Origin of the sequence: Planococcus chinensis (assembly GCF_020071995.1) — a bacterium.
Lineage (GTDB): Bacteria > Bacillota > Bacilli > Bacillales_A > Planococcaceae > Planococcus > Planococcus chinensis_A.
Genome location: NZ_JABWTK010000012.1, coordinates 64,200 through 90,018, shown reverse-complemented (window position 1 = coordinate 90,018; position 25,819 = coordinate 64,200). Strand labels below are relative to the sequence as shown.

General features: G+C 46.0%; 27 protein-coding genes and 1 rRNA gene. 8 read left to right on the top strand and 20 right to left on the bottom strand.

Annotation, left to right across the window (positions count from 1 at the left end; genetic code table 11):
* Both HU147_RS16620 and HU147_RS16615 read right to left on the bottom strand, forming a co-directional pair.
* Nucleotides 1–330 (bottom strand): 16S ribosomal RNA (locus HU147_RS16620); the annotation flags it as partial.
* Between the two features lie 602 nt (nucleotides 331–932).
* Nucleotides 933–1,799: a nucleotidyltransferase-like protein gene (locus HU147_RS16615; protein WP_224077263.1), complete on the bottom strand. Its 867-nt coding sequence runs from the start codon at nucleotides 1,797–1,799 to the stop codon at nucleotides 933–935.
* A 223-nt stretch (nucleotides 1,800–2,022) separates the two neighbouring features.
* Between HU147_RS16615 and HU147_RS16610 the strand changes: the two genes are divergently transcribed.
* Entirely contained in the window at nucleotides 2,023–2,376 is a 354-nt protein-coding gene (locus tag HU147_RS16610) for a YgzB family protein (RefSeq protein ID WP_224077262.1), read from the top strand.
* Nucleotides 2,377–2,472: 96 nt separating this feature from the next.
* Here HU147_RS16610 and perR read toward each other — a convergent pair whose 3' ends face one another.
* The 4 genes from perR to bcp all read right to left on the bottom strand — a co-directional run bounded on the left by perR (nucleotide 2,473) and on the right by bcp (nucleotide 5,024).
* Nucleotides 2,473–2,916, bottom strand: coding sequence for a peroxide-responsive transcriptional repressor PerR (gene perR / locus HU147_RS16605; protein ID WP_224077261.1), 444 nt, complete (start codon nucleotides 2,914–2,916; stop codon nucleotides 2,473–2,475).
* A gap of 120 nt (nucleotides 2,917–3,036) precedes the next feature.
* Nucleotides 3,037–3,588 (bottom strand): cob(I)yrinic acid a,c-diamide adenosyltransferase, encoded by a 552-nt coding sequence (locus HU147_RS16600; protein WP_224077260.1) that lies wholly within the window; start codon nucleotides 3,586–3,588, stop codon nucleotides 3,037–3,039.
* A gap of 2 nt (nucleotides 3,589–3,590) precedes the next feature.
* On the bottom strand, nucleotides 3,591–4,532 hold the full coding sequence (locus HU147_RS16595; RefSeq protein ID WP_224077268.1) for a D-2-hydroxyacid dehydrogenase: 942 nt from the start codon (nucleotides 4,530–4,532) through the stop codon (nucleotides 3,591–3,593).
* 15 nt (nucleotides 4,533–4,547) lie between these two features.
* Nucleotides 4,548–5,024, bottom strand: a complete 477-nt coding sequence (gene bcp, locus HU147_RS16590) for a thioredoxin-dependent thiol peroxidase (protein ID WP_224077259.1) — start codon at nucleotides 5,022–5,024, stop codon at nucleotides 4,548–4,550.
* Nucleotides 5,025–5,144: 120 nt separating this feature from the next.
* On the opposite strand from bcp, the gene HU147_RS16585 reads away from it, so the two are divergent.
* Entirely contained in the window at nucleotides 5,145–6,431 is a 1,287-nt protein-coding gene (locus HU147_RS16585) for a glutamate-1-semialdehyde 2,1-aminomutase (RefSeq protein ID WP_224077258.1), read from the top strand.
* Between the two features lie 42 nt (nucleotides 6,432–6,473).
* Nucleotides 6,474–7,559, top strand: a complete 1,086-nt coding sequence (locus tag HU147_RS16580; RefSeq protein ID WP_224077257.1) for an FUSC family protein — start codon at nucleotides 6,474–6,476, stop codon at nucleotides 7,557–7,559.
* A 39-nt stretch (nucleotides 7,560–7,598) separates the two neighbouring features.
* Here the strand turns inward: HU147_RS16580 and nikC are convergent, their stop codons facing one another.
* From nikC to mutY, 9 genes are all read right to left on the bottom strand, one after another.
* Nucleotides 7,599–8,486, bottom strand: coding sequence for a nickel transporter permease (gene nikC / locus HU147_RS16575; RefSeq protein ID WP_224077256.1), 888 nt, complete (start codon nucleotides 8,484–8,486; stop codon nucleotides 7,599–7,601).
* Between the two features lie 17 nt (nucleotides 8,487–8,503).
* Nucleotides 8,504–9,508: an ABC transporter permease gene (locus HU147_RS16570; RefSeq protein WP_224077255.1), complete on the bottom strand. Its 1,005-nt coding sequence runs from the start codon at nucleotides 9,506–9,508 to the stop codon at nucleotides 8,504–8,506.
* An 83-nt stretch (nucleotides 9,509–9,591) separates the two neighbouring features.
* Nucleotides 9,592–11,214, bottom strand: a complete 1,623-nt coding sequence (locus tag HU147_RS16565) for an ABC transporter substrate-binding protein (protein WP_224077254.1) — start codon at nucleotides 11,212–11,214, stop codon at nucleotides 9,592–9,594.
* A gap of 29 nt (nucleotides 11,215–11,243) precedes the next feature.
* Entirely contained in the window at nucleotides 11,244–12,227 is a 984-nt protein-coding gene (locus tag HU147_RS16560) for an ABC transporter ATP-binding protein (RefSeq protein WP_224077253.1), read from the bottom strand.
* Nucleotides 12,202–13,221 carry an ABC transporter ATP-binding protein gene (locus tag HU147_RS16555; protein WP_224077252.1) on the bottom strand — a complete coding sequence of 340 codons (1,020 nt, stop codon included), beginning with the start codon at nucleotides 13,219–13,221 and terminating at the stop codon, nucleotides 12,202–12,204. The genes HU147_RS16560 and HU147_RS16555 overlap by 26 nt, the downstream gene beginning before the upstream one ends.
* 137 nt (nucleotides 13,222–13,358) lie before the next feature.
* Nucleotides 13,359–15,104: an ABC transporter ATP-binding protein gene (locus tag HU147_RS16550; RefSeq protein ID WP_317985524.1), complete on the bottom strand. Its 1,746-nt coding sequence runs from the start codon at nucleotides 15,102–15,104 to the stop codon at nucleotides 13,359–13,361.
* Nucleotides 15,105–15,161: 57 nt separating this feature from the next.
* Entirely contained in the window at nucleotides 15,162–15,707 is a 546-nt protein-coding gene (gene ntdP, locus HU147_RS16545) for a nucleoside tri-diphosphate phosphatase (RefSeq protein WP_036805811.1), read from the bottom strand.
* 101 nt (nucleotides 15,708–15,808) lie between these two features.
* The gene (gene fabL / locus HU147_RS16540; RefSeq protein ID WP_224077251.1) at nucleotides 15,809–16,555 is read right to left on the bottom strand and encodes an enoyl-[acyl-carrier-protein] reductase FabL; all 747 of its coding nucleotides are present in this window, start codon (nucleotides 16,553–16,555) and stop codon (nucleotides 15,809–15,811) included.
* 2 nt (nucleotides 16,556–16,557) lie between these two features.
* Nucleotides 16,558–17,616 carry an A/G-specific adenine glycosylase gene (gene mutY / locus HU147_RS16535; RefSeq protein WP_224077250.1) on the bottom strand — a complete coding sequence of 353 codons (1,059 nt, stop codon included), beginning with the start codon at nucleotides 17,614–17,616 and terminating at the stop codon, nucleotides 16,558–16,560.
* A gap of 124 nt (nucleotides 17,617–17,740) precedes the next feature.
* On the opposite strand from mutY, the gene HU147_RS16530 reads away from it, so the two are divergent.
* A complete protein-coding gene (locus tag HU147_RS16530; RefSeq protein WP_224077249.1) occupies nucleotides 17,741–18,721 on the top strand; it encodes a metal-dependent hydrolase in 981 nt (326 codons plus the stop codon).
* Nucleotides 18,722–18,794: 73 nt separating this feature from the next.
* On the opposite strand, the gene HU147_RS16525 is transcribed toward HU147_RS16530, so the two are convergent.
* The 3 genes from HU147_RS16525 to recX are packed head-to-tail and all read right to left on the bottom strand — an operon-like array spanning nucleotide 18,795 to nucleotide 20,191.
* Entirely contained in the window at nucleotides 18,795–19,055 is a 261-nt protein-coding gene (locus HU147_RS16525) for a YfhJ family protein (RefSeq protein WP_036805818.1), read from the bottom strand.
* Between the two features lie 4 nt (nucleotides 19,056–19,059).
* Nucleotides 19,060–19,392, bottom strand: a complete 333-nt coding sequence (locus tag HU147_RS16520; RefSeq protein WP_224077248.1) for a YfhH family protein — start codon at nucleotides 19,390–19,392, stop codon at nucleotides 19,060–19,062.
* Nucleotides 19,385–20,191 (bottom strand): recombination regulator RecX, encoded by an 807-nt coding sequence (recX, locus tag HU147_RS16515; protein ID WP_224077247.1) that lies wholly within the window; start codon nucleotides 20,189–20,191, stop codon nucleotides 19,385–19,387. Before recX ends, HU147_RS16520 begins: the two co-directional genes overlap by 8 nt.
* A gap of 92 nt (nucleotides 20,192–20,283) precedes the next feature.
* Between recX and HU147_RS16510 the strand changes: the two genes are divergently transcribed.
* Both HU147_RS16510 and rlmD read left to right on the top strand, forming a co-directional pair.
* The gene (locus HU147_RS16510; protein WP_224077246.1) at nucleotides 20,284–21,183 is read left to right on the top strand and encodes a TIGR01777 family oxidoreductase; all 900 of its coding nucleotides are present in this window, start codon (nucleotides 20,284–20,286) and stop codon (nucleotides 21,181–21,183) included.
* Nucleotides 21,184–21,223: 40 nt separating this feature from the next.
* A complete protein-coding gene (gene rlmD, locus HU147_RS16505) occupies nucleotides 21,224–22,588 on the top strand; it encodes a 23S rRNA (uracil(1939)-C(5))-methyltransferase RlmD (RefSeq protein ID WP_224077245.1) in 1,365 nt (454 codons plus the stop codon).
* Nucleotides 22,589–22,663: 75 nt separating this feature from the next.
* On the opposite strand, the gene HU147_RS16500 is transcribed toward rlmD, so the two are convergent.
* Complete coding sequence (locus tag HU147_RS16500) at nucleotides 22,664–23,854, bottom strand: MFS transporter (protein ID WP_224077244.1); 1,191 nt, start codon at nucleotides 23,852–23,854, stop codon at nucleotides 22,664–22,666.
* A gap of 79 nt (nucleotides 23,855–23,933) precedes the next feature.
* Here HU147_RS16500 and HU147_RS16495 point away from each other — a divergent pair, with 79 nt between their 5' ends.
* Nucleotides 23,934–24,314 carry an OsmC family protein gene (locus tag HU147_RS16495; RefSeq protein WP_224077243.1) on the top strand — a complete coding sequence of 127 codons (381 nt, stop codon included), beginning with the start codon at nucleotides 23,934–23,936 and terminating at the stop codon, nucleotides 24,312–24,314.
* A 329-nt stretch (nucleotides 24,315–24,643) separates the two neighbouring features.
* Complete coding sequence (locus HU147_RS16490) at nucleotides 24,644–24,835, top strand: SE1561 family protein (RefSeq protein WP_224077242.1); 192 nt, start codon at nucleotides 24,644–24,646, stop codon at nucleotides 24,833–24,835.
* A 27-nt stretch (nucleotides 24,836–24,862) separates the two neighbouring features.
* On the opposite strand, the gene HU147_RS16485 is transcribed toward HU147_RS16490, so the two are convergent.
* A complete protein-coding gene (locus tag HU147_RS16485; protein WP_224077241.1) occupies nucleotides 24,863–25,768 on the bottom strand; it encodes a YihY/virulence factor BrkB family protein in 906 nt (301 codons plus the stop codon).
* Between the last annotated feature and the right edge of the window lie 51 nt (nucleotides 25,769–25,819).

The window sequence follows — 25,819 nt, the reverse complement described above, 5'->3', positions numbered from 1 at the left end:
AGTCCCAGTGTGGCCGATCACCCTCTCAGGTCGGCTACGCATCGTCGCCTTGGTGGGCCGTTACCCCACCAACTAGCTAATGCGCCGCGGGCCCATCCTGCAGTGACAGCCGAAACCGTCTTTCCGTAACCTCCCAGGAGGGAGGTTAAACTATTCGGTATTAGCACCGGTTTCCCGGAGTTATCCCGATCTGCAGGGCAGGTTGCCCACGTGTTACTCACCCGTCCGCCGCTAAACCAGAAGGAGCAAGCTCCTCTGGTTCCGCTCGACTTGCATGTATTAGGCACGCCGCCAGCGTTCGTCCTGAGCCAGGATCAAACTCTCCATTATAGAGAACCGATTGCTCAAATTCTGCTGGCGTCTCGCCGTTCCGAAGAACGCACGAGTCGCTTGATCTGGCACTGCCTGATCAGTAAGTTGTGCTCGGATCGCTTTGCGACGATCCTCGCATAAAATTTGTTTCGGCGTCGGAACGCCTCAACAATTTTTGTTGACGTTTTGCTGTTCAGTTTTCAAGGTTCATGTTTTCGTCCTGTAAAAGCGACTTCTCTAATTTAACATCGTTGTCGTTTGGCGTCAAGCTTTTTTAAAATATTTTATTATCCTGAAAAAACTTAATCTCTCTTTGCGACGTGTATTATCATAATACGGATTCCACTTTCCTGTCAACGCTAAAACTGAAAAAACTTCAAAAAAGTTTATTCTTCATCTATTAGCAAGTTTCTTCATATGGAATCCCGGTGTCTGTTTGTCCAAAGCCGCACAGCTTCTATGCCTTTGCCTCTCTTGATTTCTTCTCTAATCCGCTTCTTTCCCTTTAAAGATTTTCACTATCTAGCCCCAATATAATTCCTCCTTCGCCTTTTTCCAAACTAAAAAAGAATTGATTCCCTTGTAAAAGAATCAATTCTTTTTAATAAATTATTCTCTTTTTAGTTTTTCACGTAATAATATCGGTGGAAGATTCCATCGCTTTTTGTCTTTACATTCTCAGTGGACAGCAAATCTTTTTCGACCAGAAACTCAATAAAGACTTCCAGATTCGATGAGTAGTTTCTCAGCTCTTCCTGTTCATGCAATTCCTGAATAGTCCATTTCTCTTTTTGTTCCATTACTTCCCGAATATGCTGGGCACCATCTTTCGTGCGGGAGTGGATGAAAAATTCACTCGCCAAAAATAGAAGCTCCAACCGTTTTTCCAATACTTCATCGCTCAGGACCAGTTCTTCGTAGAGTTTGTATATAGCGGGCTCCATTTGTTTCACTTGCGACCAAACTGTCACTTCAGGCGGCAAGCCGTTTTCCAAAACAGCGAGCCTGGCCAAATGATGAAGCGACTCTACAATGTGATGATAGGCATCCAAATAGTTTTTTTCTTCAAAGAAGACTTTGCCTTCCAGGTAGCGGCGGATCAGCTTTGCAAACTCCATGCCCATTTTTATTTTTCGTCCATAGAACGGGTAGTCTTTCAATTCGGTTTTGAGTTTCTCCATAAACTCGTTGCGATCGTAGATGATGCGCCCATGGAACAGCCAATCGACAATCTTCCGGTTGGTTCCGAGCAGCAGCCATTTATGCAGCTGTTTTTCCGTCACAATGTGCATAGCCGCTTTTTTATCCAGATACGTATAGTGCTTCGTGAATACCGGTGTTTCATTTTCCTTGGTGATGATTAACAGGATTGAATCGAACGTATCGGTGATTGGGCTCATCTTTTCCCGCTTCTCAACCAGAATCACTCCGAGTGTGCTTTCCTGGCTGGCGCGTTCCTGGTAAATGGGTCTTAGAATTTGTTCCATCAATTTCACTCCTTGCAATACTATCTATACTTATTCACTTCGTTCCCTTTTTTGAAACCCTTAAAGGGAAATTGCTCAACGACTTCTTACGTATGTATGCATTCTGTTTCCGCTTTTCTTTATTTCGACATATTTCTCCATGATTCCTGCATGCTTTAATCTTTATCACTTTTTCACCTTGTTTATGATATAGTATGATGGATGCAAGGAGGAAAGAATTTAAATGAAACCTTATAAAAATAAAATCAATCGTATCCGGACTTTTGCCTTAGCGCTGATTTTTATCGGCATTGTTATCATGTATGTCGGTATCTATTTTAAAGACCAGCCATTGGTCATGGTGATTTTCATGCTGCTCGGCGTAGTTGCCATCATCGGCAGTACAGGCGTCTATGCCTGGATCGGGCTCTTGTCGATGAAGACCGTCCCTGTGGAATGTCCAAACTGCGGAAGACATACAAAAATGCTCGGACGCGTGGATATTTGCATGCACTGCAACGAACCGCTCACAATGGATCCTGCTCTTGAAGGAAAAGAGTTTAATCAGGATTACAACAAAAAAAATTCCAAGATATAAATATAAGGTCCGCTTGAACTTTTTGTTCAAACGGACCTTTTTGTTTGCTGCAAACAGGGCAAAAGAAAAACGAGCATAAAAACATGCTCGTTTTTCTTATTGGGCTTTTGCTGTCTTCCCTATACAATCCTGGCACGTTCCATAGATTTCAAGGCGGTGGTAATCCACTTGGAATCCGGTAACATGTGAAGCCAAATGCTCCACTTCGTCCAGCCCGGGATAATGGAAGTCGACAATTTTGCCGCAATCATTGCAAATTATATGGTAATGGTCGTGTGTCACAAAATCAAAACGGCTGGAAGAATCTCCATAAGTCAATTCTTTTACAAGCCCCGCTTTTCTAAAGACACGCAAATTATTATAAACCGTTGCAACACTCATATTCGGAAAAGTTTTCTCAAGCGCGCGATAAATGTCATCCGCTGTCGGGTGCATCGTTGAATGAATCATATACTCCAGAATCGCATGGCGCTGCGGAGTAATTCGAACACCTGTAGACTTCAAAGCATCAAGCGCGTCTTTTAACTGTACTTCAGACATCGCTGTGCACCTCACTTCATCAATATTCTTACATTGTAATCGTTATAAATAGTGTACCCAAAAATGAGGAGCGATGTCAAGAAATCACTATATTGTCCGTTCTGCCAAGTGCTTTTCCGGTTATTTCTGATGCAAATCCTTTTCGATTCTGCCAAGGCGCAAATTGACCAGACGCGCAGCCACAAAAAGAAAATCCGACAGCCGGTTCAGATAAGCAAGTACTTTCGGCGGCACTTCTTCGCCAATGGAAATAGCGGCACGCTCCGCTCTCCGGACGATAGTACGCGCCATATGCAGAGCCCCTCCAGCCGGATGCCCACCAGGCAGGATAAAGTTTTTCAATGCCGGTACTTCTGCATCAAAGCGGTCAATCCATTGCTCCAGTTTGATGATGTCTTCTTCTGTCAGCTTCCATTTCACTTCCTTGCCTTTTGGCGTCGCCAATTCAGCACCGACATGGAAAAGTGTGGTTTGAATTTCATGCAAAGCAGCTTCCACTTCTTCTTTTTCCTCGAAGAATTCATTAAACAAATGGCCTGCTGCCACCCCAATCATGGAATTGGCTTCATCACAAGTGCCGTATGCTTCCACCAATGGATCGTTCTTCGCGACTCGCGTGCCGTACACGAGTGAAGTTGTTCCTTTATCGCCGGTTTTTGTATAGATTTTCACCTTTAATACCCCCGTTCCATATTAACAAGATTGCTTGGATTCGGATCTTCCGCGAGCCACTTCTTCAGATTCGCTACAAATACTTCCAGCGCCCGTTCGACGTATTTTTCAGAATGGCTGGAGACATGGGGAGACACTACTACATTGTTCATCGACCAAAAAGGATGGCCTTGCGGCAACGGCTCTTGTTCAAATACGTCCAGCACAGCATAAGCAATCTCTTCGTTTTCCATCGCGTCGATTAGAACTTTCTCTTCAACCAAATCTCCGCGGCCGAAATTCATAAAAATGGCTTCCTTTTTCATTGCTTGGAAATGTTCCGCTGTCAGCATGTGCTTCGTTTCTTCGGTGCTTGGCAAGATGGAAATCACGACATCGGCTTTCGGCAAGATTTCAGCCAATTGGTCCATCGGCACCATCTCTTGCATGGAGTCTGCAGGTTTTCCTGAACGGTTGCAGCCGATTGTGTGAACGCCGAACGCTTGGAGCAGCCGGCCGATTTCCCCTCCAATGGCACCGGGCCCCATGATCAATGCTGTAGACCCGGACAATTCGGTAGCTCCTGATTTCCGGCTCCACTCCCCTTTGCCCTGCTGCTCATAGATGAAAGGCAAGGACCGTTTCAACGCCAGCAAATGAGCAAGCACCGATTCTGTCATCGGCGTCTTATGGATTCCCCGTACATTGGAAACCACAATGCCCTTTTCCAATATTGCGGCATGCGGCATCTTCTCTACGCCAGCACTTGCCACCATGATCCATTTCAACTTTTCAGCTTCCTGAATGTCTTCATCCGAAAGGTCCTCGCCAAAAGTGACCACGACATCTGCAGTAGGCAAGCGCGACTTGCCTTTATACTCAAAATAAAACTCTACATCCGGAAATTCGGCAATCAGCTTTTGCTGCTGATGCTCTTTTGGAATGAACGTGAAAAAAACTTCCATCATCTGTCTCCCCTCTTAACGGTTGGTAAGCGATTTCAATGTTTCAAGAACTTCTTGGATATGATTCTCCACCTTCACTTTTCTCCATTCCTTAACGATCGTTCCGGTCGGGTCAATCAAAAACGTAGAGCGTTCAATGCCCATAAATTCTTTTCCGTACATTTTTTTCTGCACCCAAACCCCGTATGCCTCTGATACTTCATGGTCTTCGTCCACCAACAAAGAAAACGGCAGTCCGTGTTTTTCGATAAACTTGACATGCTGCTTCTCGGAATCTGCGCTGACTCCCAGAATCACCGCGTTCAATTCCGAAAAATTTTCCTGTGCGTCACGGAAATCACAAGCTTGCGTCGTGCAGCCCGGTGTCATATCTTTCGGATAAAAATAAAGCACTACGTATTTTTTGCCGGCAAAGTCTTCTAATGCCACCGTTTCTCCCGCTTCGTTTTTCAACTTGAAATTCGGTGCTTCCAATCCTTCTAGTAAAGTCATCATCATCACTCCTTTTCTTATTCCTATCGTACCCAACCTGCCTTGTAGTTTCAATTTCTTTGGCGTTCACACCGTATTTTGTCTACAATAGGAAAGAGATTACTCTAGGAGGCAATAAAAATGAATCATTCAACATCTGAGAAGCTACACGAAGAAGCGCTGCAGCACATTGTCGGCGGCGTCAACAGTCCATCAAGATCGTATAAAGCAGTAGGAGGCGGCTCGCCGGTTGCAATGGAACGTGCCAAAGGCGCTTATTTCTGGGATGTCGATGGCAATAAATACATTGATTACTTGGCTGCATACGGTCCAATCATTACAGGCCATGCACATCCACATATTACAAAAGCGATTACGCATGCAGCGGAAACGGGCCTTTTGTATGGAACACCGACCCGCCATGAAATTACGTTCGCGAAAATGCTCAAAGAAGCCATGCCAAAAATGGACAAAGTCCGTTTTGTCAACAGCGGAACGGAAGCGGTCATGACAACCATCCGTGTTTCACGCGCTTATACAGGCCGCACGAAGATCATGAAGTTTGCCGGCTGCTACCACGGGCATTCCGATTTAGTGCTTGTTGCAGCGGGTTCAGGCCCCGCAACACTTGGAACACCGGATTCTGCAGGCGTGCCGAAAACCATTGCAGAAGAAGTGATTACAATCCCCTTCAACGATCCGGCTGCTTTTTCGGAAGCCATGGACAAATGGGGCGAAGAAATCGCTTGTATCCTGGTCGAGCCGATCGTCGGCAACTTTGGAATCGTGGAACCGAACAAAGGATTCCTTGAAGAGGTACACCGCATTGCAAAAGAAAAAGGCGCTTTGATTGTCTACGACGAAGTCATCACGGCTTTCCGTTTCCACTACGGCGGCGCTCAGGATCTATTAGGATTGACGCCAGATCTTACAGCACTTGGAAAAATCATCGGCGGCGGCCTTCCAATCGGAGCATACGGCGGCAAGAAAGAAATCATGGAAACTGTTGCACCGCTCGGTCCTGCCTACCAGGCTGGAACCATGGCAGGCAATCCAGCGTCTATTCAAGCAGGAATCGCTTGTCTTGAAGTTCTCCGCGAAGAAGGCGTCTACGAGAAAATGGACGAACTTGGCCGCCAACTGGAAGAAGGAATTCTGGCTGCTGCTGAAGAATTTGGCGTAACCATCACCATTAATCGCTTAAAAGGTGCTTTAACTATTTACTTTACAGACCAAAAAGTAGAAAATTATGAGCAAGCAGAAGCCAGCGACGGCGAAGTGTTTGCACGCTTTTTCAAATTGATGCTTGAACAAGGCATCAACTTGGCACCATCTAAATATGAAGCATGGTTTTTAACGACTGAACATACAGCAGAAGACGTGAAAAAATCAATTCAAGCAGTACGTGAAGCCTTTAAACAGCTGTAATCATCAAAACCTGCGGGATGAAAGGGAGGAGGCCATGCGTTTATGCAATTAGGGGCACGAATTTTCAAAACCGGCATCGCTATTTCGCTGGCCCTGTTTTTAGCCAATTGGCTGGAACTGCCTATCCCTTTCATGGCAGGGATAGCAGCGATATTCGCGATTCAACCGTCCATTTACCGGTCCTACTTAACGGTATTGGATCAAATTTACGGCAATGTCATCGGAGCCGTAATCGGCATTGTTTTTGTGCTGACTTTGGGAACCAATTACCTCACGGTGGGTCTTGCTGCCGTTTTAGCTATTATCATCATGCTGAAATTAAAGCTTAATAACCCCGTTCCGTTGACGCTTGTCACCATCATCATCATCATGGAATCCCAGCAAGAGGCCTTTTTGGAGTTTGCAGGTTTGCGTTTTCTGACCATCCTGCTCGGAATTTTGTCTTCTTTTATCGTTAATATCCTCTTTTTGCCGCCGAAGTATGAAGCGCGTTTGTTCACTTCGATCCATGAAGTATCGGAAGAAGCAATCCGCTGGATCCGCATTTCAATTCGGCACGTATCCGACCATACATCTGTAAAAAACGATATTGACCGCTTGTCTGAGAAACTGGAAAAAGTGGATCAATGGTATTCCTTTTACAAAGACGAGCGGAGCTACACCAAAAAACAGCAATTTGCCAAAGCCCGGAAACTCGTGCTTTACCGGCAAATGATTTCCACTACCCGAAAAAGCCTGGACCTTTTGAAAAGGCTGCATCGTTTTGAAAATGAGCTGACAGAGCTTCCTGAGCAATTTCATATGATGCTGCAGGACCATCTGGAGAGCTTGACCAGTTACCACGACCAGCTTTACATGAAGTACATTGGAAAACTGCGACCGGAGCACAGTGAAACTTCCGGCGAAACTGCCGTTTTGAAACGCAATGAAGTATTGGCTATTTTTGTAAAAGAAATTTCGTTAGCCCAAGAAGAAGCAGGAGACGACTTATCCATTTATCATTTGATGCATGTGCTGTCTGCTCTTCTGGATTATGAAGAACAGCTCGAGCATCTGGATCTGCTCATCATCGCTTATTACAATTACCATGCCAAAGAAGTGGGTTCAGATATCGAAAATGTCCTATAAAAAAACGTGCCAGGCAAATGCCTGGCACGTTTTTTGGTCTTAAGATTTCATGCGCGGATCTAAAGCATCCCGCAATCCGTCTCCCATTAAATTAAAGCCGAGCACTGTCAGCATAATCGCAATCCCTGGGAAAATCATCGTCCACGGGGCATTCGTTAAATACGACCGGGAATCCGCCAGCATTTTTCCCCATTCTGGAGATGGCGCCTGCGCTCCGAGCCCCAAAAATCCAAGAGCCGCCGCTTCGATAATGGCTGTTGCAATTGCCAAGGTTCCTTGGACAATTACCGGCGCCATGGAATTCGGCAAGATATGCGAAAACAAAATCCGGTTGTCTTTCATGCCGATCGCTTTTGCCGACATGATGTACTCATCTTCTTTAATGCTCAAAACTTTCGAGCGGATCAGCCGCCCGAAATTCGGTACGTTAATGATCGCTATGGCAATCAAGGCATTTCGCAGGGACGGCCCAAGAACCGATACAACTGCGATTGCCAGCAAAATGCTTGGGAAAGCGAGCATGATATCGAAAATCCGGGAAATGATAGTGTCCACCCAGCGCCCGTAATAACCTGCCAAAATCCCCAAAATACTGCCGACCACCACAGAACCGATAACCGCTAAAAAACCGACCCATAACGAAATCCGAGCTCCGTAGACAATTCTTGATAAAATATCACGGCCAAAATCATCCGTCCCCATCCAATGATCGGCTGAGGGAGGCAAAAGCCGCTGGGATAAATTTTGTTCGTTGATGCCTTGCGGCGTAAATAAGGGACCGAAAATTGCCAGTAGGATAAAGAACAAGACGATTCCCATTCCGACAACCGCTACTTTGCTTTTTCGGAATCCGCGCCAAGCTTCTTTCCAGGGACCTGCAACTTTGTCCACTTTCACTTCATCTTTATTCGCTGCAACATTAGCCACTGTGTTCCTCCCCCTTTCTAATCATATTTGATGCGAGGATCAACCAAGCCGTATAGCAAATCGACAAAAAGGTTGATCATGACGAAGATAAACGCAACGATGAGAATCCCCGACTGGATTACCGGGTAATCACGGAAGCCGATCGCTTCATAAATATAACGGCCAATTCCAGGCCAGCCAAAAATGGTTTCTGTCAAAATGGCCCCGCCGAGCAGCAAGCCCATCTGAAGGCCGATGATTGTCAAAACCGGGATAATGGCATTTTTCAATGCATGTTTGTAAACAACCCAAAACATTTTCAAACCTTTTGCACGGGCAGTACGCACATAATCCGAACGCATCACTTCAAGCATGCTGGAGCGTGTCATTCTGGCAATGATCGCCATTGGAATCGTGGCAAGCGCCGTTCCCGGCAAGATCAAATGCTTTAATACAGTCGACAGCTGATCAAACTGTCCGGTAATCAGTGTATCGATTACATAAAAATTCGTGATGACATCTACCGGATCCCGCACGTTCTCCCGGCCGGTCGTCGGCAAGACGCCGAGTTCAATCGAGAAAATCCATTGATTCATCAAGCCCAGCCAAAAGATCGGCATCGACACCCCGATCAAAGCGATGATCATGGCTAAATAATCAAACCAGGAATTCTGGAACCAAGCAGAAATGATACCGGCATTGATGCCGATAATCACAGCAATAATAATTGCAAATACCGATAATTCAATCGTAGCCGCTAAATACGGCCAAACTTCGTCCACCACAGGTGTACGGGTACGAAGAGATTCTCCCAAATCCCCCGTCAATAAGCCTTTCAGGTAATCAAAATATTGAATATACCAAGGATTATCCAACCCTAAAGTTGTCCGCAGCGCCTTTATTGCTTCTTCGGATGCTTGCTGGCCAAGAATAACTTGTGCAGGATCCCCTGGTATCGCCCGGATAATCAAAAATACGATAAACGTCATGCCGAGCAAAACCGGAATCAATTGCATAATTCGCCGTCCGATATAGTGAAGCATGTTCTCCACCTCTCCATCCCTTGCATATGTATAAAATTAAGAAAAAAGAGGAGAAATCAAGATGACCTCTCCTCTCAACATTCCTACTCCAAATCTACAGTAGACAATTTGTCAGAACCGGTTGGATGCGCTTTGAAGTTCACTACATTCTTGCCGCCTGCTAGAAGCGGAGTTGAGTGAGCCAGCGGTACCCAAGGGGCGTCTTCGTGAATAATTTCTTGCGCTTTGCCGTACAATTCATTTCGCTTGTCTTCGTCTACTTCTGTTTGAGCCTCGATCAAGATATCATGCAATTCCTGGTTTTCGTAGTATGTGTAGTTGTTTGAACCGATGTTGTCCTGGTCAAGCAATACATACAGGAAGTTGTCGGCATCGCCGTTATCTCCCGTCCAACCAAGCAAGAAAGCATCCGCTTCCCCGTTTGCAGCTTTTTCAAGATAAGTTGCCCATTCAAAAGAAACGATATTTGCTGTTACGCCAACATCTGCCAAGTTTTTCTGGATGGCTTCAGCCACTTTTTGGCCGTCCGGCATATAAGGACGTGGAACCGGCATTGCGTAAAGTTCCATTTCAAAGCCGTCTGGAAGTCCAGCTTCAGCCAGCAATTCCTTCGCTTTTTCAGGGTTGTAATCATAATCTTCAATGCTGTCGTTATAGCCGCTGATTACCGGCGGCATTGGGTTTTTCGCGATTTCGCCGCGGCCTTCGAAGAATGCATCGACAATCGCTTGCTTATCGATTGCATGGTTCATCGCCTGACGGACTTTCGGATCGTCAAATGGTTCACGTGTTGTCGTTAACCCCAGGTAGCCAACGTTCATCGATGGACGTTCGAACAATTGTAGATTTGCATCGCCTTCGACAGTAGCACCATCAGAAGGTGTGATGCCGTCTGCCAAATCGATTTCGCCAGACAATAATGCATTCAAGCGGGCAGAGTTATCAGGAATCGAACGGAATACGACTTGGTCCAATTTCGGTTCGCCTTCCACCCAGTAATCCGCATTTTTCTCGATTGTGATTGAATCGTTGCGTTTCCATTCCACAAATTTGAATGGACCTGTACCAACCGGTGCGTCGCCGAATTTATCGCCAGCCGCTTCAAATGCAGTTGGAGATGCAATTCCAAAAGAACTCATTGCCAAGTTTTTCAGGAACGGCGCTTGCGGGCGTTTCAATTTAAACTCAACTTCGTAGTCGCCAGTTGCAGTGACAGAATCAATGACATGGCCTTCTTCATCGCCGAAGCCGCCAAACATGGAACCGTAGTATGGGAATTGGTCTGCATTTCCTGCAGCCCAGCGTTCAAAGTTCGCTACAACCGCTTCAGCGTTAAAGTCTGTGCCGTCGTGGAATTTCACGCCTTCTTCCAATGTGAATGTGTACGTCAACCCATCTTCAGCAGCCGTCCATTCAGAAGCAAGCCCAGGATGGATTTCTGTATCCTGTTCGCCGAAATTCACTAATGTATCGAAAATGTTCTTTGTGACTTTGTAGGATTCCCCGTCCGTTACGGCAATCGGATCAAGTGAAACTGAGTCTCCGCCACGGCCAAAGATCAATACTTTCGGTTCGCCGGAATCTCCGCTGTCCCCGCTGTCCCCTTCTGTGTTATCTGACGCATTATCGGAACTACAGCCGTAAAGCGCTGTCGCAAGCAATAAAAGCATCAGAAAAGCCAGTGATACGAGCTTTTTCTTTCTCAAATTGACCCCTCCATTTTTGTTATTTATTATCATTGCGGCCTGGATTCTTCGTAAAGATGGCAGGCTACAGAATGACCTTTTTCAACTTCCGCAAAGATTGGTACTGTTGTTTCACAAATATCCATCTTAAATGGACAGCGGGTATGGAATCGGCAGCCGCTCGGAGGATTCGCCGGGCTTGGCACGTCTCCTTTGATCACCACTTCTTCCCGAAGAAAATCCGGGTCCGGAACCGGCACTGCCGACAACAGGGCTTGCGTATAAGGATGCAGCGGTTTTTCGTACAGCGATTCGCTGTCGGCAAGTTCTGCCATCTGGCCCAGGTACATAACTCCCACCCGGTCACTGATATGGCGGACCACACCAAGGTCATGCGCAATGAATATATAAGTAAGCTTCAGTTCTTTTTGCAGATCCTGCATCAAGTTTAAAACCTGTGCCTGAATCGATACATCAAGAGCGGAAACCGGCTCATCTGCAATAATCAGTTTCGGGTTGGTCATCAAGGCGCGGGCAATCCCGATGCGCTGCCGCTGTCCGCCGCTGAACTGGTGCGGATAGCGTTTGGCATGATAACTGCTTAATCCGACAATCTCAAGAAACTCATAGACTTTTTTCTTTCGTTCCTTTGGATCTCCGAGGTTATGTACGTTCAACGGTTCCATCAGGATTTTCTCAATCGTATGGCGCGGGTTCAACGATGCATAAGGATCCTGGAAAACCATCTGGATATCCCGGCGCACTTTGCGCATCTCGCTGGTCGAAAGCGCTGTCAATTCCTGGCCATCGAAAATCACTTTTCCTTCTGTCGGCTCCAGCAAACGCATGAGCATACGGCCGGTCGTGGATTTTCCACAGCCTGATTCCCCTACAATCCCGAGCGTTTCTCCTTCGTTTACTGTAAACGATACGTCGTCTACAGCTTTTACGTGGTTTTTTACTTGCCCAAGAATTCCGGACTTAATTGGAAAATACTTTTTTAGCCCTTCAACTTTTAACAACGGTTCTGTCATGTGCCTGTACCTCCTTCGGATCAAATAGGAAGCAGCGGGTTTGGTGGTCTTCTTCCGTCCGGTACAACTCCGGATTTTCCACGATGCAGCGGTCAAAGGCGAATTCACAGCGTGCGGCAAATCGGCAGCCTGTCCGGATCGTCCCTGGCTTCGGCACATTGCCCGGAATGGAATACAAGCGTTCCTTCTTAAAACGCATATCCGGAACAGATTCAAGAAGCCCTCTTGTATACGGATGCTGAGGGTCTTTGAAGATTTTATGGACCGGACCTTCCTCTACCACTTTTCCTGCATACATGACAATAACGCGTTCGCAGGTTTCTGCTACGACGCCTAAATCATGTGTTATTAACAATACAGCTGTGTTTAGCCGCTCATTCAGATTCTTAATCAGCTTCAAGATTTGCGCTTGGATGGTTACATCGAGTGCCGTTGTCGGTTCGTCTGCGATGAGCACTTTCGGATCGCAAAGCAAAGCCATCGCAATCATGACCCGCTGGCGCATCCCGCCAGATAACTGGTGCGGATAATCTTTCATCAATCCTTCTGCCCGGGGCAAGCCGACCAATTTCATCATTTCGATAGCGCGTTCCTGAATCTGTTTTTTCGACCAGTCTTTTTTGTGGATCTTTACCGCTTCTTTCAATTGGTCGCCGATTGTGAACAACGGATTTAAAGAAGTCATGGGTTCCTGGAAAATCATTGCTATATCATTGCCACGAATGGCACGCATTTGTTTTTCGGATAATTTTGTTAAATCCTTATCTTGAAATAAAATTTCGCCTTCTGTGATTTTACCAGGAGGGCTTGGAACCAGCCCCATCACCGATAAGGATGTAACGCTTTTTCCACAGCCTGATTCACCCACAATTCCGAGTACTTCTCCTTCCCTAATATGAAAGTCTATATTGTCTACTGCTGGAATTTCGCCGTCATCGGTGAAAAAGGATGTCTTTAAACCCTTTACGTCCAATATCGTTTTTCGGTTTTCCATTTCGGCACCCCTTTTTATTTCAGAAAATTCTATGTGTTTATATTATACGTAAGATTAGTATTATTTCAATAGTTTTTTCAGAAATCATTTTTTGGGCTAAAAAAAGACCCTCGAATTTTCGAGGGTCTTAAGCACTATTAGTTAAAATGTTGAACTTGGAAAAGATTGTAATAGGTTCCTTGCAATTTCATCAGTTCATCATGCGTCCCTTTTTCGGCGAGGCGTCCATGGTCGATGACCAATATTTGATCTGCATGAGTAATCGTCGACAAGCGATGGGCAACAATGAGCGTTGTCCGGTCATGTGCCAAGCGCTCCAGTGAATCCTGGATTAAAGCTTCACTTTCGAGATCAAGCGCTGACGTTGCTTCGTCCAAAATAAGAATCGGCGGGTTTTTCAAGAACACTCGGGCAATGGCGATCCGCTGCTTTTGCCCGCCGGACAGTTTCACACCGCGTTCTCCTACTTTGGTGTCGTAGCCGTCGGGCAGCATTTCGATAAAGTCATGGGCGTTTGCGGCTTTCGCAGCAGCCTCAACTTCGGCGTCACTTGCACCCGGTTTCCCCATCAGGATATTCGATTTCACCGAATCACTGAACAAAATGGAGTCCTGCAGCACAAGGCCAATCTGGTCGCGCAGCGTATGGATCGAGACATCTTTCAGATTATGGTCATCCATATAGATGCCGCCGCCTGTTACATCGTAAAATCGCGGAATCAGCGACACAATGGTCGATTTCCCTCCTCCGCTCATGCCGACAAACGCGACCGTTTCTCCCGGCTTAACAGTGAAGTTCAAATCCGACAGCACTTCTGAGCCGCCGTCGTTATAGTGAAACGAAACATTCCGGAATTCCAGTTTGCCATCCACTACTTTTAAATCTTTCGCGCCATTTTTATCAGTGACATCATAGTCTTCATCAATCAGTTCAAATACGCGGTCCATGGAAGCAAACGACTGCGTCAACGTTGTGGACGAGTTGACAAGCCGGCGGAGCGGATTGTACAAACGTTCAATATAGGCGATAAACGCAACCATTGTACCCAGCGTCAAATTGCCTTGAATGACCTGATAGCCAGCATAGGCGATGACCAGAAGCGGCGCGATGTCTGTAATCGTGTTGACGACAGCAAAAGCTTTCGCATTCCATTTCGTATGGTCGATCGCTTTATCAAGGAATTCGTCATTTGTTGCGTCGAATATTTTCTGCTCATGCTTTTCCAGCGCAAAACTTTTGATAATGCTCATTCCTTGAACGCGTTCGTGCAAATAACTTTGCACATTGGCGAGTGCCTGTGAGCGGTTGCGCGTCAGATCGCGCAATCGCCCGAAGAAGAACTTGACGCTGAATGCATAGAACGGAAATGCCAATAGCGCTACGATGGTCAACGGCACATCCATCGTCAGCATGATGCCGATCGCAATCAGGATAGTCGCGAGATCGAGCCATAAATTCATCAACCCGATCATGACAAAGTTCTTGGTCTGTTCAACGTCATTGATGACGCGGGAAATAATTTCCCCTGCCCGCGTGTTGGCATAATAGCGGAGACTCAGTTTCTGCAGATGGCCGTAAAGGTTCTGGCGGATATCATACAGGATTTTGTTGCTGACGTATTGCGCATAATACTGCCGGTAATACTCGATCGGCGGCCGCAAAATAAAAAACAGGATGGCGGTTCCGCCAAGCCATAAGTAGAGCTGGTTCAATTTTTCATCGCTTGATAAGCCATCGGCCCCAATAATATCGTCAATGACGATTTTGATCAGCAATGGGATAAAAAGCGGTATCGCAAATTTAAAGATCCCGATAACGATTGTTAGGGCAATCTGCCAATAGTATGGTTTTACAAACTTCATATAGCGCTGCATCGTGCTCAAAGCGTTCACTCCAATCTCTTCAAAACGAAAAACCTGTTGGCAAGCAACAGGTTTCTCTTATTCCGTAAGCCGGTACTGTCTATGAAATTCGTACCGGCTGGTCCACACTTCTATGAAGTCCGGAGCAAAGGGTCCTCTTCGCTGTTTAATCCAGCCAATCAATTTATCCACATTTCGGTGCAAAATTTGATCGATCACTTCCGGATAACCCATCTGCCGTTTATGATCTTCATATTCGTCTTCGTCCAACAAGGTATACGACATATCCGGAAACACCTTAACATCCAAGTCATAATCGATGTACTTTAATGATCCATTGTTATACACAAATGGAGAGCTTACATTGCAATAATAATAAACTCCATCGTCACGCAGCATGCAAATGATATTAAACCAATGTTCTGCATGGAAGTAGCAGATGGACGGCTCGCGCGTAATCCAAGTCCTGCCATCCGATTCCGTCACCATTGTCCGTTCGTTTGCACCGATGACTATGTTATTTGTGCCCTTCAATACCGTTGTTTCCTGCCAGACACGGTGGATTCGGCCGTTGTGTTTGTAACTGTGGATTTGTATTGTCTCTCCCTCCACGGGTATCGCCATGTCCATCCCACCTTTTCGTCTAAGCCGTATATAATTTATCCGTCTTCATGATTATATCAATCAATTCTGAAAACATACAGCGAAAAGACAACAAATGGATTTTACAGGACGACTGAACGACCGCCATCTACAATAATCGTTTGACCGCGAATCATATCCGCTTGATCAGAAATCAGGAAAAGAGCAGTTTTAACCATGTCGTCAATTTCGACCATGCGGCCGGCCGGTGTGTTAACGCGAGCGTCGTTCAACAATTCCTCGCGGTTCGGGAAATGCTTCAATGCTTCTGTATCGAGTGCACCGCCAGAAACCGTATTAACTGAAATGCCTTTTGGCGCCAATTCAACCGCTAAATACCGTGTAATCGATTCAACTGCCGCTTTCGAAACTCCGATTGTCGTATAGTTTTCCAAGTAGCGAATAGATCCAAGCGAGCTTACGCCGACAATTTTGCCGCCTTTGTCCATCAATTTTGCTGCTTCCTGTGCACCGAATAGCATCGCTTTTGCATTGATGTTCATCGTCCAGTCCCAGTGGGATTCTTCCAATTCCATAATCGGACGCAAAACGCCTGAAGCTGCATTCGAAACGAATACATCCAAACGGCCGAACTCTTCTTTGATCGTTTCGAACATGCCGCGCAGTTTATCGACATCTCCGACATTCGCCCGCACAAGCAATGCTTTTTGGCCGCGTGCTTCAATTTCTTTTACCGTATCAAGTGCGGCAGTTTTGCTGCGCGCATAGTTTACGACGATATCATACCCTTGCTCAGCTAAAGCGATTGCCAAAGCTTTTCCAAGCCCTCTGCTGCTTCCTGTCACCAATGCCACTTTTTGTTCTGCCATCGTTAAACATCTCCTCTTTGTTTTAAAACTGTTTTCATTTTTTGCACCGGCCCGGAAATCGGAAGCAATTCCAACTCTTCAGCCGTCACCCATTTCATATGAGGCGGTACGATCAAATTTTCACCTTTTGCAATATAACCATCCACGTTCCATGTTAAATGAGAAAACACATGTTTGAAAGATGTAATTTTTTCAGCATTGCTGACGGTGCCCCGAAAACTTTCCGAAAGCTGCTCTTCTATTTCAACCGGCAAGACCTCTTCTGTCAATTCAACCATTGGAAACTGCCACATATTGGCAAGCAATCCGGATTCCGGCCGTTTTTCCATCAAGACCGTTTCTCCATTTTGAATGGCGAGCATCGCGTATTGCAAAGCTTTTGTTTTTTTCGCTTTGGTTTTAATCGGCAAATCCTGCTGCTTTCCTTCATGGAATGCCGCACAATGTTCACGCACCGGGCAAAGCAGGCATTTAGGGGAAGTCGGGGTACAAATCAAAGCACCGAGTTCCATCAGCCCCTGGTTAAAGGAGGATGGATCTTCATGGCTGATGATTTCAGTCACAGCTTCTTCGAAAATTTTACGGGTTTTCGGTTTGGCAATATCTTCTTCAATCAATAGTATTCGGGACAACACACGCATCACGTTGCCATCCACTGCGTGCTCCGGTATGCCATAAGCAATGCTTAACACTGCACCGGCAGTATAAGGGCCGACGCCTTTCAAGGCAGAAATTTCTTTGCGGCTGTTTGGAACAATGCCGTCGTAATTTTCCGCGACTTCCCGGACGCCCGCCTGGAGATTGCGTGCACGCGAATAATAACCGAGTCCTTCCCATTGCTTCAACAGGACTTCTTCGTCTGCTGCAGCTAAATCGTGCAAAGTGGGAAATTTTTCGATAAAGCGTTTATAGTAAGGAATTACCGTATCAACGCGCGTCTGCTGCAGCATGATTTCCGATATCCAGATTTGATATGGATCTGCTGTGCGGCGCCAAGGCAAGTCCCGTTTTTCTTCAGAAAACCATCCGATTAAATCTTTTTGAAATTGTAATTTATCCATTTCTATTTGGACTGCCTCCGATCAAGTAGATTATCCCGTAGGCATACGGGGTATATATTAGCTATAAGCATTTTTTAGTAAGGCAAAAGACAGACCAACATCCAAGAAGAAAGAGGGTGTGGCAATGGATACAGGCACTCATGTCGTCATGGGCATCGCACTAGGCGGCCTTGCAATGGCAGATCCCGTTGTTGCCAGCCAACCAGCGACAATGACAGCTGTTTTTGCAGGCGTCATTATCGGTTCCCAGGCTCCTGATATCGATACCATTCTTAAATTAAGAAATAATGCCGTTTATATCCGCCATCATCGAGGGGCAACCCATTCCATTCCGGCGGTAATTTTATGGCCTCTATTAATTACAGCAGCGTTGCTGTTTATCTTGCCGGAAGCGAATTCACTCCATTTATGGCTATGGACTTTTTTAGCTGTCTTTTTGCATGTTTTCGTAGACATTTTCAATTCGTATGGAACACAGGCGCTCCGGCCGTTTTCAAACCGCTGGGTAGCGCTTGGCGTCATCAATACCTTTGACCCAATCATCTTTGGTGCCCATTTGATTGCTTTGATGTTTTGGGCATTCGGCTCAAATCCGGTATGGACGATGCTGATTTTATACGGACTCCTGTTTTTCTATTATGTCGCCCGCTTCGCTGTCCAGAACGCAGTGAAGCATGCGGTCCGCAACACGATTCCCGGAACCACGAATATTATCGTAGCTCCAACGATGCGGTTCTTCCAGTGGCGGATTGCAGCGGATACCGATCGCCACCATTATGTAGGAAGAGCATACGGCCGTTCCATCAACATTTACGATAAGTTTCTAAAAAAACCATTGCCCGAATCGAATCTGATTCAAGCAGCGCTGAAAGACAAAAACTTATCCGCCTTTGTTTCCTTCTCCCCTCTGTACAGATGGGAAATCAACCAATACGGCGATTTGTACGAAGTCCGCTTGATCGACCTGCGGTACCGAAGCAACGATTACTATCCATTCGTAGCCGTTGCCCACTTGAACGAACAATGCAAAGTCGTCAACTCCTATACCGGCTGGATCTTCAGCGAAGATAAGTTAAGGAAAAAACTCGACTTCAGCCATAACTAACGAAAAGTGATAATGGCCTGTCATTCAATCTCATAAACAAAGAGAAAACGCACACAGCCTTGTGTGCGTTTTTCTAGTTCTGGTGTTCGTTCAATAAATGCGCGTATTTTGGATTCGTTCCGGCGAATTCATGGATGCGGTCTCCGTAGCTTTCAATCCATTGGCGGATCACTTTCTCCACTACGGCCGTCCCTTGGTAATCGTATCCTGCTTTCGCATAGGAGGATTCGAAATCAGATACCAATAGTTCAATCCAGGTACGGGCTTTTTCTTCAGACAAGTTTGGGTTTTTTTCGCGTAATTCCAAAATCAATTGATCGATCATCTCATTCATCCGGTTACTTCCCTTCCTTCAGCGGGCGCAGCATCGAAATCGGCAGCGCTTCTGTATATTTTTCGCCTCCAAGGCGGTATCCCCATGCAAAGCGGCCTTTTAAATAATCAATTTGAAAGAAAACGTTCGGGTCGCCTTCGATGCGGTAAACCTCGCCTTTTTTAAAGTCTTTTGGATCCATCATATAAGCTGCAGCCATGATGGCTTTCCGTTCCAATACTGCAAATTCATTGACCATGCCCAGTTGTTCCGCTTTTCTCGCTTTTTCTTTCAATCGTCCGATTTCATTGCGCAATTCATGTTCATCCATTTCACTGTATCGCTTTTCTTCAGTCATCTTCCTGCTCCTTCTGTTCGATGTATTCGTTGATTACTTCACTCGGAAATCCTTTTTGGTACAAGCCTTGTTTGACTTTCGATTTCAAATCATAGCCGGTCAGCTTGCTGCTGTGTTTTCTCCACAGTTTATCGCCTTGCTCTTTTACGATATCCGTCCACTGGTCTTCGTCTTTTTCAAGATCTAAATCTTCAATGGCGAGTTTTACCAAGGTATAGGAATATCCTTTTCTCATCAAGGAATCGTTGATTTTTTGCTTGATTTGGCTTGGCGTTTTCATCTTTTCCTTGGCAGCAATTTTAGCTGCCAGCTCTTTGGCAATTTCCAGCTGCTCTTCTTCTGAATAGGAATTCAATACGTCTTCTTGCATCTGTTTATCAATCCCTTTTTTCTGCATTTCCTGCTGGATGGCACGGGGCCCCTTTTTGCCGGAATTTATTTGAGTGCGGAGCAGCGCTTCCGAAAAGGCCTGATCGTCCAAGAATTTATGGGTATAGAGCTTTTTAATGGCTTCGTCGATGACGGCATTGCCGAATTCTTTTTCTTTCAATTTGGTGCGCACTTCATCTTCGCTGCGCATGCGGAAGCCGAGATAATTGAGCGCTTTATTGTAAGCTTTTCGGACCTCATCTTCAAAATTCATTTCTTCGATGGTCCATTGGTCGAGTTCTTTTCCTTTTGTGAGTTGGTACCGGATCAGCACCGCCTCATCGACACTAAAAGCAAACTTTTCCTCCAGGTAGATATTGTATCTTTCCGGATTCCTTTTCCCTCTCGTGATTTTCGAAATAATCGGCATTTACGGCACCTCTCTTCCTATCCCATTATACCCTTTCAAATGCTTAAATGCATGGATTGCGGGTATTATTAGAAGAAATGGAGGCGATACGGATGAAGATAGCAATTACAGGCGGGACGGGTTTTGTCGGCAAGGAATTGACGCGCTTGTTCCATAGCGGCGGACACATGGTTTACATTTTGACAAGAAGCCCTAAACGTTCGACGGCAAATACCAAATATGTACAGTGGCTGAAAAATGGTGCGTATCCTGAGAGGCAATTGGAAGGCGTCGACGCCATCATTAACCTGGCTGGCACCTCGATCAATGACGGCCGCTGGAGCAAAGAACAAAAGCGCGAAATTTACGATAGCCGGATGGAAGCCACAGAAGAAGTGCTTCGCATCATCGGAAAACTCAACAAGAAGCCGCGCGTCTTGATCAATGCCAGTGCCATTGGGGTTTATGCGCCTTCGGATGTTGTTACATATACGGAAGCATCACGAGATTTCGGAAAAGATTTTCTCGCCCGCACCGTCATCGATTGGGAAAAGCTTGCAGACCATGCCAAATACCACGGCGTCCGGGTCGCTTACGGCCGATTTGGCATCATCCTCGGCAAAAAAGACGGTGCCTTGCCGCTGATGTCGCTGCCGTACAAATTATTTGTCGGCGGCACAGTGGGTTCCGGCAAACAGTGGCTGTCGTGGATTCACGTAAAAGATGTGGCACGCGCGATTCAATTTGCCATGGAAAATGAAGCGATTGAAGGCCCATTCAATGTCACCGCACCACAACCAAAACAGATGAAGGATTTCGGCAAAGGAATTGCCGAAGCCCTGCATAAACCGCACTGGCTGCCTGTCCCTTCCTTTGCCATGAAAGCGCTGCTTGGCGAAAAAAGCCAGTTGGTCCTCACCGGGCAGCGCGTATTGCCGACTGTACTGGAACGTGAAGGGTTCCAATTCGCTTTCCCTGATTTGCAATCGGCACTGGCTGATATCTTCAAATAAGACTATAATGAAGGGATGATTACATTAAGGACGTGAAGAGATGAACGATAAACCGATCATAGAAGAAGGGCAAAAGTTTCCGCTGACGATCAAACGGCTCGGCATCAACGGTGAGGGCATTGGCTTTTTCAAAAGAAATGTCATTTTCGTGCCCGGGGCATTGCCTGGAGAAGAAATCACTGCCCAAGTAACGAACATCAAGCGGAATTTTGCAGAAGCGCGCATTTTGAAAATGCGCAAGCCGTCACCGCATCGCCAGACACCGCCATGCCCGATTTACGACGCGTGCGGCGGCTGCCAGCTGCAGCACATGACCTACAGCCAGCAATTGGTGGAAAAGCGTGACTTGGTCGTCCAAGCGTTGGAGCGTTATTTAAAAGGCACCGATGTCTTGGTCAACGAGACGATCGGCATGGAAGATCCGTGGCATTACCGCAACAAAAGCCAGTTCCAGACCCGCTTGAAAGGCACAAAAGTGATTGCCGGCTTGTTTGCAGAAGGTTCGCATCAACTGCTGGATATTGAACAATGCCTGGTTCAGCATCCGGATACGACGGTCATTACCAATGCCGTCAAACGCATTCTGGAAGAATTGAAAATGCCGATTTATGACGGCAAGACGATGAAAGGCATCATCCGGACCATTGTTGTGCGCACCGGCCTTAAAACCGGCGAAATTCAATTGGTGCTGGTAACGACCCGCTCTAAAATTCCACAAAAGGAATTATTGCTGGAGAAATTGAAAGCAATCGATATTAACCTCGTGTCGATTGTCCAAAATATCAACAAAGAAAAAACTTCTCTTATTTTCGGAGAAGAAACCATCACGCTTTACGGCAAAGACACGATTCATGAAGAACTCGGCGAACTCGCTTTCGATTTATCAGCGCGCGCTTTTTTCCAATTGAATCCAACACAAACCGTCAAATTGTATGATGAAATTAAACGCGCCGCCCAATTGACAGGCACCGAAAAAGTAGTGGACGCGTATTGCGGAGTTGGCACCATCGGCTTATGGCTGGCAGACGGAGCCGGCGAGCTTCGCGGTATGGACATCATCCACGACAGTGTCGTCGATGCGAAAGCAAATGCCAAGCGGCAAGGCGTCAAAGCGAAGTACGTTACCGGGACCGCTGAAAAATGGCTTGAACTCTGGAGCAAGGAAGATTTTGTTCCCGATGTCCTGACGGTCGACCCTCCACGTACCGGTTTGGCTGATTCATTGTTAAAAACCATTTTGACTGTGAAGCCGAAACGTTTTGTTTACACATCCTGCAACCCTTCCACATTGGCAAAAGATTTGCAGCAATTAACAAAAGTTTATCGCATCAAGTATATTCAGCCAGTCGATATGTTCCCGCAGACTGCACAAGTCGAAGCGGTTTGCCTGTTGGAGAGAAAATAACCAGTAATACTTAAAGAAAACTCGTTTCAAATAAAAAGAACTTCCGAAACTATCGGAAGTTCTTTTTCTATCCACTTATAGAGTTTTTTCAATTGCAGGATTGGATACGGCATTGCTGCGAAGAGCGATGATCGTGAAAATGACGAGCAGCATCGCGGCAATGAGCAGCAGAAAACTCAGCTCCTTGGTAAGGTCAAGAAATAATCCTCCGAGAGCAGGACCTGCAAGACTGCCGATGCTAAAGGCTATGCCGCATAAAAGATTGCCTGTTGGCAGCAGGTCCCTTGGCATGAGGTCAGCCATATAGGAGATGCCCAGAGAGAACATGGAGCCGACAAACATCCCAGCAACGATAAATAAGGCTAAGGTTGCCCAAGCGTTCGATTCGAAGAAACTGGCTGTTCCGAACGCCGCTGCCCCGCCAAACAAAGCAAGCAGCAGCACTTTGCGCCTGCCGATCCGGTCGCTTAATGTCCCAAGCGGCAATTGGGTCGCAATTGCTCCGACTGAAAAAGCAGCCAGCATATAAGAGACCATCGCCACCTCAATCGATTGCCTTAACGCGTAAACCGGGAAAATGGCGTTCAAGGAAGCCTCCAAAAAGCCGTATCCCAATGGCGGCAAGAAAGCGATCCAGCCGATGACGATGGCGGCTTTGAAACGCCCAAGCGTCCCTTTTTGCGCCATCGGTCCAGCTGAAGTTTCCGGAAAATCGTTTTTCAGCAAAAACACAAGCGACCAGGCAATCAAGCACAGAATTCCTGAGACGATAAACGGCAAAGCTTCAAAAATTCCAACGAGCGGAACGAACAATGGGCCCGCTCCGAAACCGACACTAAAAGACATGCCGTAAATGGCGATATTCCGCCCAAGCCGGTACTGTGGTGAAAATGAGGTAATCCAGGTTTGAGTGGAAAAATGCAGCGCTTGGTCCCCGATGCCAATCAGCACCCGCAGAACAAACCAAAACAGCACACTTTTCCAAAGCGGAAATGCCAATAGCGATGCAATGACCAGTCCGCCTCCTATCAAAATCAACGGTTTATAGCCGAATCTCCGCAACTGCGGCTCCATAAGAGGTGCAATTACTAATGTTCCTATGTACAACCCTGTAGCGCTCAAGCCATTTAAAGCGGAGGATACCCCATCCTGTTCAAAAATAACAGCAATTAGCGGCAGCAGCATCCCTTGAGAAAAACCTGAGATTGAAACAATGGCGACTAAAACCCAAAAACGGGCTCGTTCGCTTTTTAAAAAAATCTTCATCTGAACCTCCTGCTCAAGCACGTTCTTTTATCTTTCTTTAGAATTCAGATACAATTTTACCATAAGGAGGCGAAAATCGATGAAATTTTCAATGAACGAAAATGGCTTTACCGGAACATTGCCATTCGGTGAGCTTTTAATATCAGGCAACGAAGAATATGGATTCCGGCCTTATCAGCTGCTTGTCTCTTCTTTAGCGGTGTGCAGCGGTGGGGTTATGCGGAAAGTGCTGGATAAAATGAGAATGCCGGCGGAAGACATCCAAATTGAAGTAAAAGATGTGGTGCGCATTGAAGAAGAAGCAAGCCGGGTTTCCAAAGTGCATCTGCATTTCACCTTAAAAGGCGATATTGATCCAGCGAAAATGCCGCGTGTAATGGAATTGACGCGTAAGAACTGTTCGATGGTGCGCACGATGGAACATTCAATTGACATCGTTGAAACATACGAAGTTCTATAAACATGAAATAGGCTCAGTCCGTATCTGGTTTCAGATTCCGGCTGAGCCTTTAAGTTTTTGCAATATCCAATTGAATTTTCATAATTCGATTTCTTCGGCTAAGCTGCCGGTGAAATGTTCGAACCCCCTCCTTCATCTTCCTACAGCGATTGGTTTCGACGATTCACTTCGGCCTCCCCTCTCATTTGATTAACACCACCTTAACATGAAAAATAAATAAAGTAAATATTCAAAACATTTAAACGAGTAAAATAACGCTTTTTACCTAGCTTTTATTGAATTTCTTACAGTTTTCAGCTATCATTAACAGGCGAAAAGAGGTGTTCCGAATGGGTAAATCCATAACAAATAAAGAACAGCAAGTCACTTACATGAAGCAGCGCTTAAACATGTTTTTGGAAGTATTGGATGCCATCGAGCCTGAAACTGCCGAACTTGAAGATATTGACCGCTTGATCGCCATGGTCGACGAACTGGATGACAAAATGCAGCAGTTCAAAGCACGCCCAAGCGGCGAATAATAAAAAACGATTCACGCCAAGATTTTTTTACTTGGTGTGAATCGTTTTTTTTCTTTTAAGCCGGAAAAACCGCCGGCGCTTTTTCTTTTTGGTGGCGATCATGTCGCTTCTTCCCTGCATGACGGCATTGATCTGGCCCCCCACCAACAAAAGCATTGCAGATAAGTACAGCCAAAGCATCAGCACAATAATTCCGCCAATACTGCCGTATGTCGCCGAGAAGTTAGCAAAGTTATTGATGTAGATGGAAAAAACATAAGAAATGACAATCCAGCCAATCGCTGTAAACCCGGCTCCCACAATGACACTTTTAACGTTCAACCGGATGTTTGGCGCAATCCAGTAAATTACTGCACATACCGCGAAAATGATCAATGATGGAATGGTAAATCGGATGGCTCCCCATAACTCCAGGAAACCTTCTTCCAACCCAAGAAATGTAAAAATAATGAGTCCGACTTGCCGGCCGAAAATGGGCAAAACAAGCGCTACAATCAAAATGAAAATCATCAAAATAGTGGAAAGGATCGACATGCCCCGTGCAATCAGCAACGGGCGGTTTTCCTCTACTCCATAAGAAAAGTTCAACGACTTTATCAGCGCATCCATTCCAAGGCTTGCTGACCAGATAGTCGCAATGATCCCGAAAGAAAGCAACCCGCCATTTTGCTTTGTCAATATTTCAGTCAAAGTTTCTTGAATTAGAACATAGACTTCGCCTGGCGCAACTTCTTCCAGAAAACTATAAACCTGGTCTTCCGAGATATTCAAATACGGCAGTAAGGTGATAACAAAAATAAGAAGCGGAAATATGGACAACAGGAAAAAGAACGCTAATTGCGCTCCTAGTCCTAAAACATCTATATCGTTGATCCGTTTGAATACTTCTTTCAAAAATCCTTTTCCGGTTGTAACATCATGGCTTACCGCCAAGTTGTGCAACCGCTCTTCCGGCTCTGAAAAGTGGCCTTTGTTTTTCGTTTC

Bases quoted from the DNA above. Each gene is read 5' to 3' on its own strand.
- HU147_RS16580 (WP_224077257.1), top strand. From the start codon at position 6,474: ATGCAATTAGGGGCACGAATTTTCAAAACCGGCATCGCTATTTCGCTG.
- HU147_RS16555 (WP_224077252.1), bottom strand. From the start codon at position 13,221: ATGGAAAACCGAAAAACGATATTGGACGTAAAGGGTTTAAAGACATCC.
- HU147_RS16595 (WP_224077268.1), bottom strand. From the start codon at position 4,532: ATGGAAGTTTTTTTCACGTTCATTCCAAAAGAGCATCAGCAGCAAAAG.
- HU147_RS16530 (WP_224077249.1), top strand. From the start codon at position 17,741: ATGGATACAGGCACTCATGTCGTCATGGGCATCGCACTAGGCGGCCTT.
- HU147_RS16585 (WP_224077258.1), top strand. From the start codon at position 5,145: ATGAATCATTCAACATCTGAGAAGCTACACGAAGAAGCGCTGCAGCAC.
- HU147_RS16510 (WP_224077246.1), top strand. From the start codon at position 20,284: ATGAAGATAGCAATTACAGGCGGGACGGGTTTTGTCGGCAAGGAATTG.
- HU147_RS16500 (WP_224077244.1), bottom strand. From the start codon at position 23,854: ATGAAGATTTTTTTAAAAAGCGAACGAGCCCGTTTTTGGGTTTTAGTC.
- recX (WP_224077247.1), bottom strand. From the start codon at position 20,191: ATGCCGATTATTTCGAAAATCACGAGAGGGAAAAGGAATCCGGAAAGA.
- bcp (WP_224077259.1), bottom strand. From the start codon at position 5,024: ATGACTTTACTAGAAGGATTGGAAGCACCGAATTTCAAGTTGAAAAAC.
- HU147_RS16525 (WP_036805818.1), bottom strand. From the start codon at position 19,055: ATGAATGAGATGATCGATCAATTGATTTTGGAATTACGCGAAAAAAAC.
- HU147_RS16495 (WP_224077243.1), top strand. From the start codon at position 23,934: ATGAAATTTTCAATGAACGAAAATGGCTTTACCGGAACATTGCCATTC.
- fabL (WP_224077251.1), bottom strand. From the start codon at position 16,555: ATGGCAGAACAAAAAGTGGCATTGGTGACAGGAAGCAGCAGAGGGCTT.
- perR (WP_224077261.1), bottom strand. From the start codon at position 2,916: ATGTCTGAAGTACAGTTAAAAGACGCGCTTGATGCTTTGAAGTCTACA.
- rlmD (WP_224077245.1), top strand. From the start codon at position 21,224: ATGAACGATAAACCGATCATAGAAGAAGGGCAAAAGTTTCCGCTGACG.
- HU147_RS16610 (WP_224077262.1), top strand. From the start codon at position 2,023: ATGAAACCTTATAAAAATAAAATCAATCGTATCCGGACTTTTGCCTTA.
- HU147_RS16615 (WP_224077263.1), bottom strand. From the start codon at position 1,799: ATGGAACAAATTCTAAGACCCATTTACCAGGAACGCGCCAGCCAGGAA.
- mutY (WP_224077250.1), bottom strand. From the start codon at position 17,616: ATGGATAAATTACAATTTCAAAAAGATTTAATCGGATGGTTTTCTGAA.
- ntdP (WP_036805811.1), bottom strand. From the start codon at position 15,707: ATGGCGATACCCGTGGAGGGAGAGACAATACAAATCCACAGTTACAAA.
- HU147_RS16490 (WP_224077242.1), top strand. From the start codon at position 24,644: ATGGGTAAATCCATAACAAATAAAGAACAGCAAGTCACTTACATGAAG.
- HU147_RS16570 (WP_224077255.1), bottom strand. From the start codon at position 9,508: ATGCTTCACTATATCGGACGGCGAATTATGCAATTGATTCCGGTTTTG.
- HU147_RS16560 (WP_224077253.1), bottom strand. From the start codon at position 12,227: ATGACAGAACCGTTGTTAAAAGTTGAAGGGCTAAAAAAGTATTTTCCA.
- HU147_RS16520 (WP_224077248.1), bottom strand. From the start codon at position 19,392: ATGACTGAAGAAAAGCGATACAGTGAAATGGATGAACATGAATTGCGC.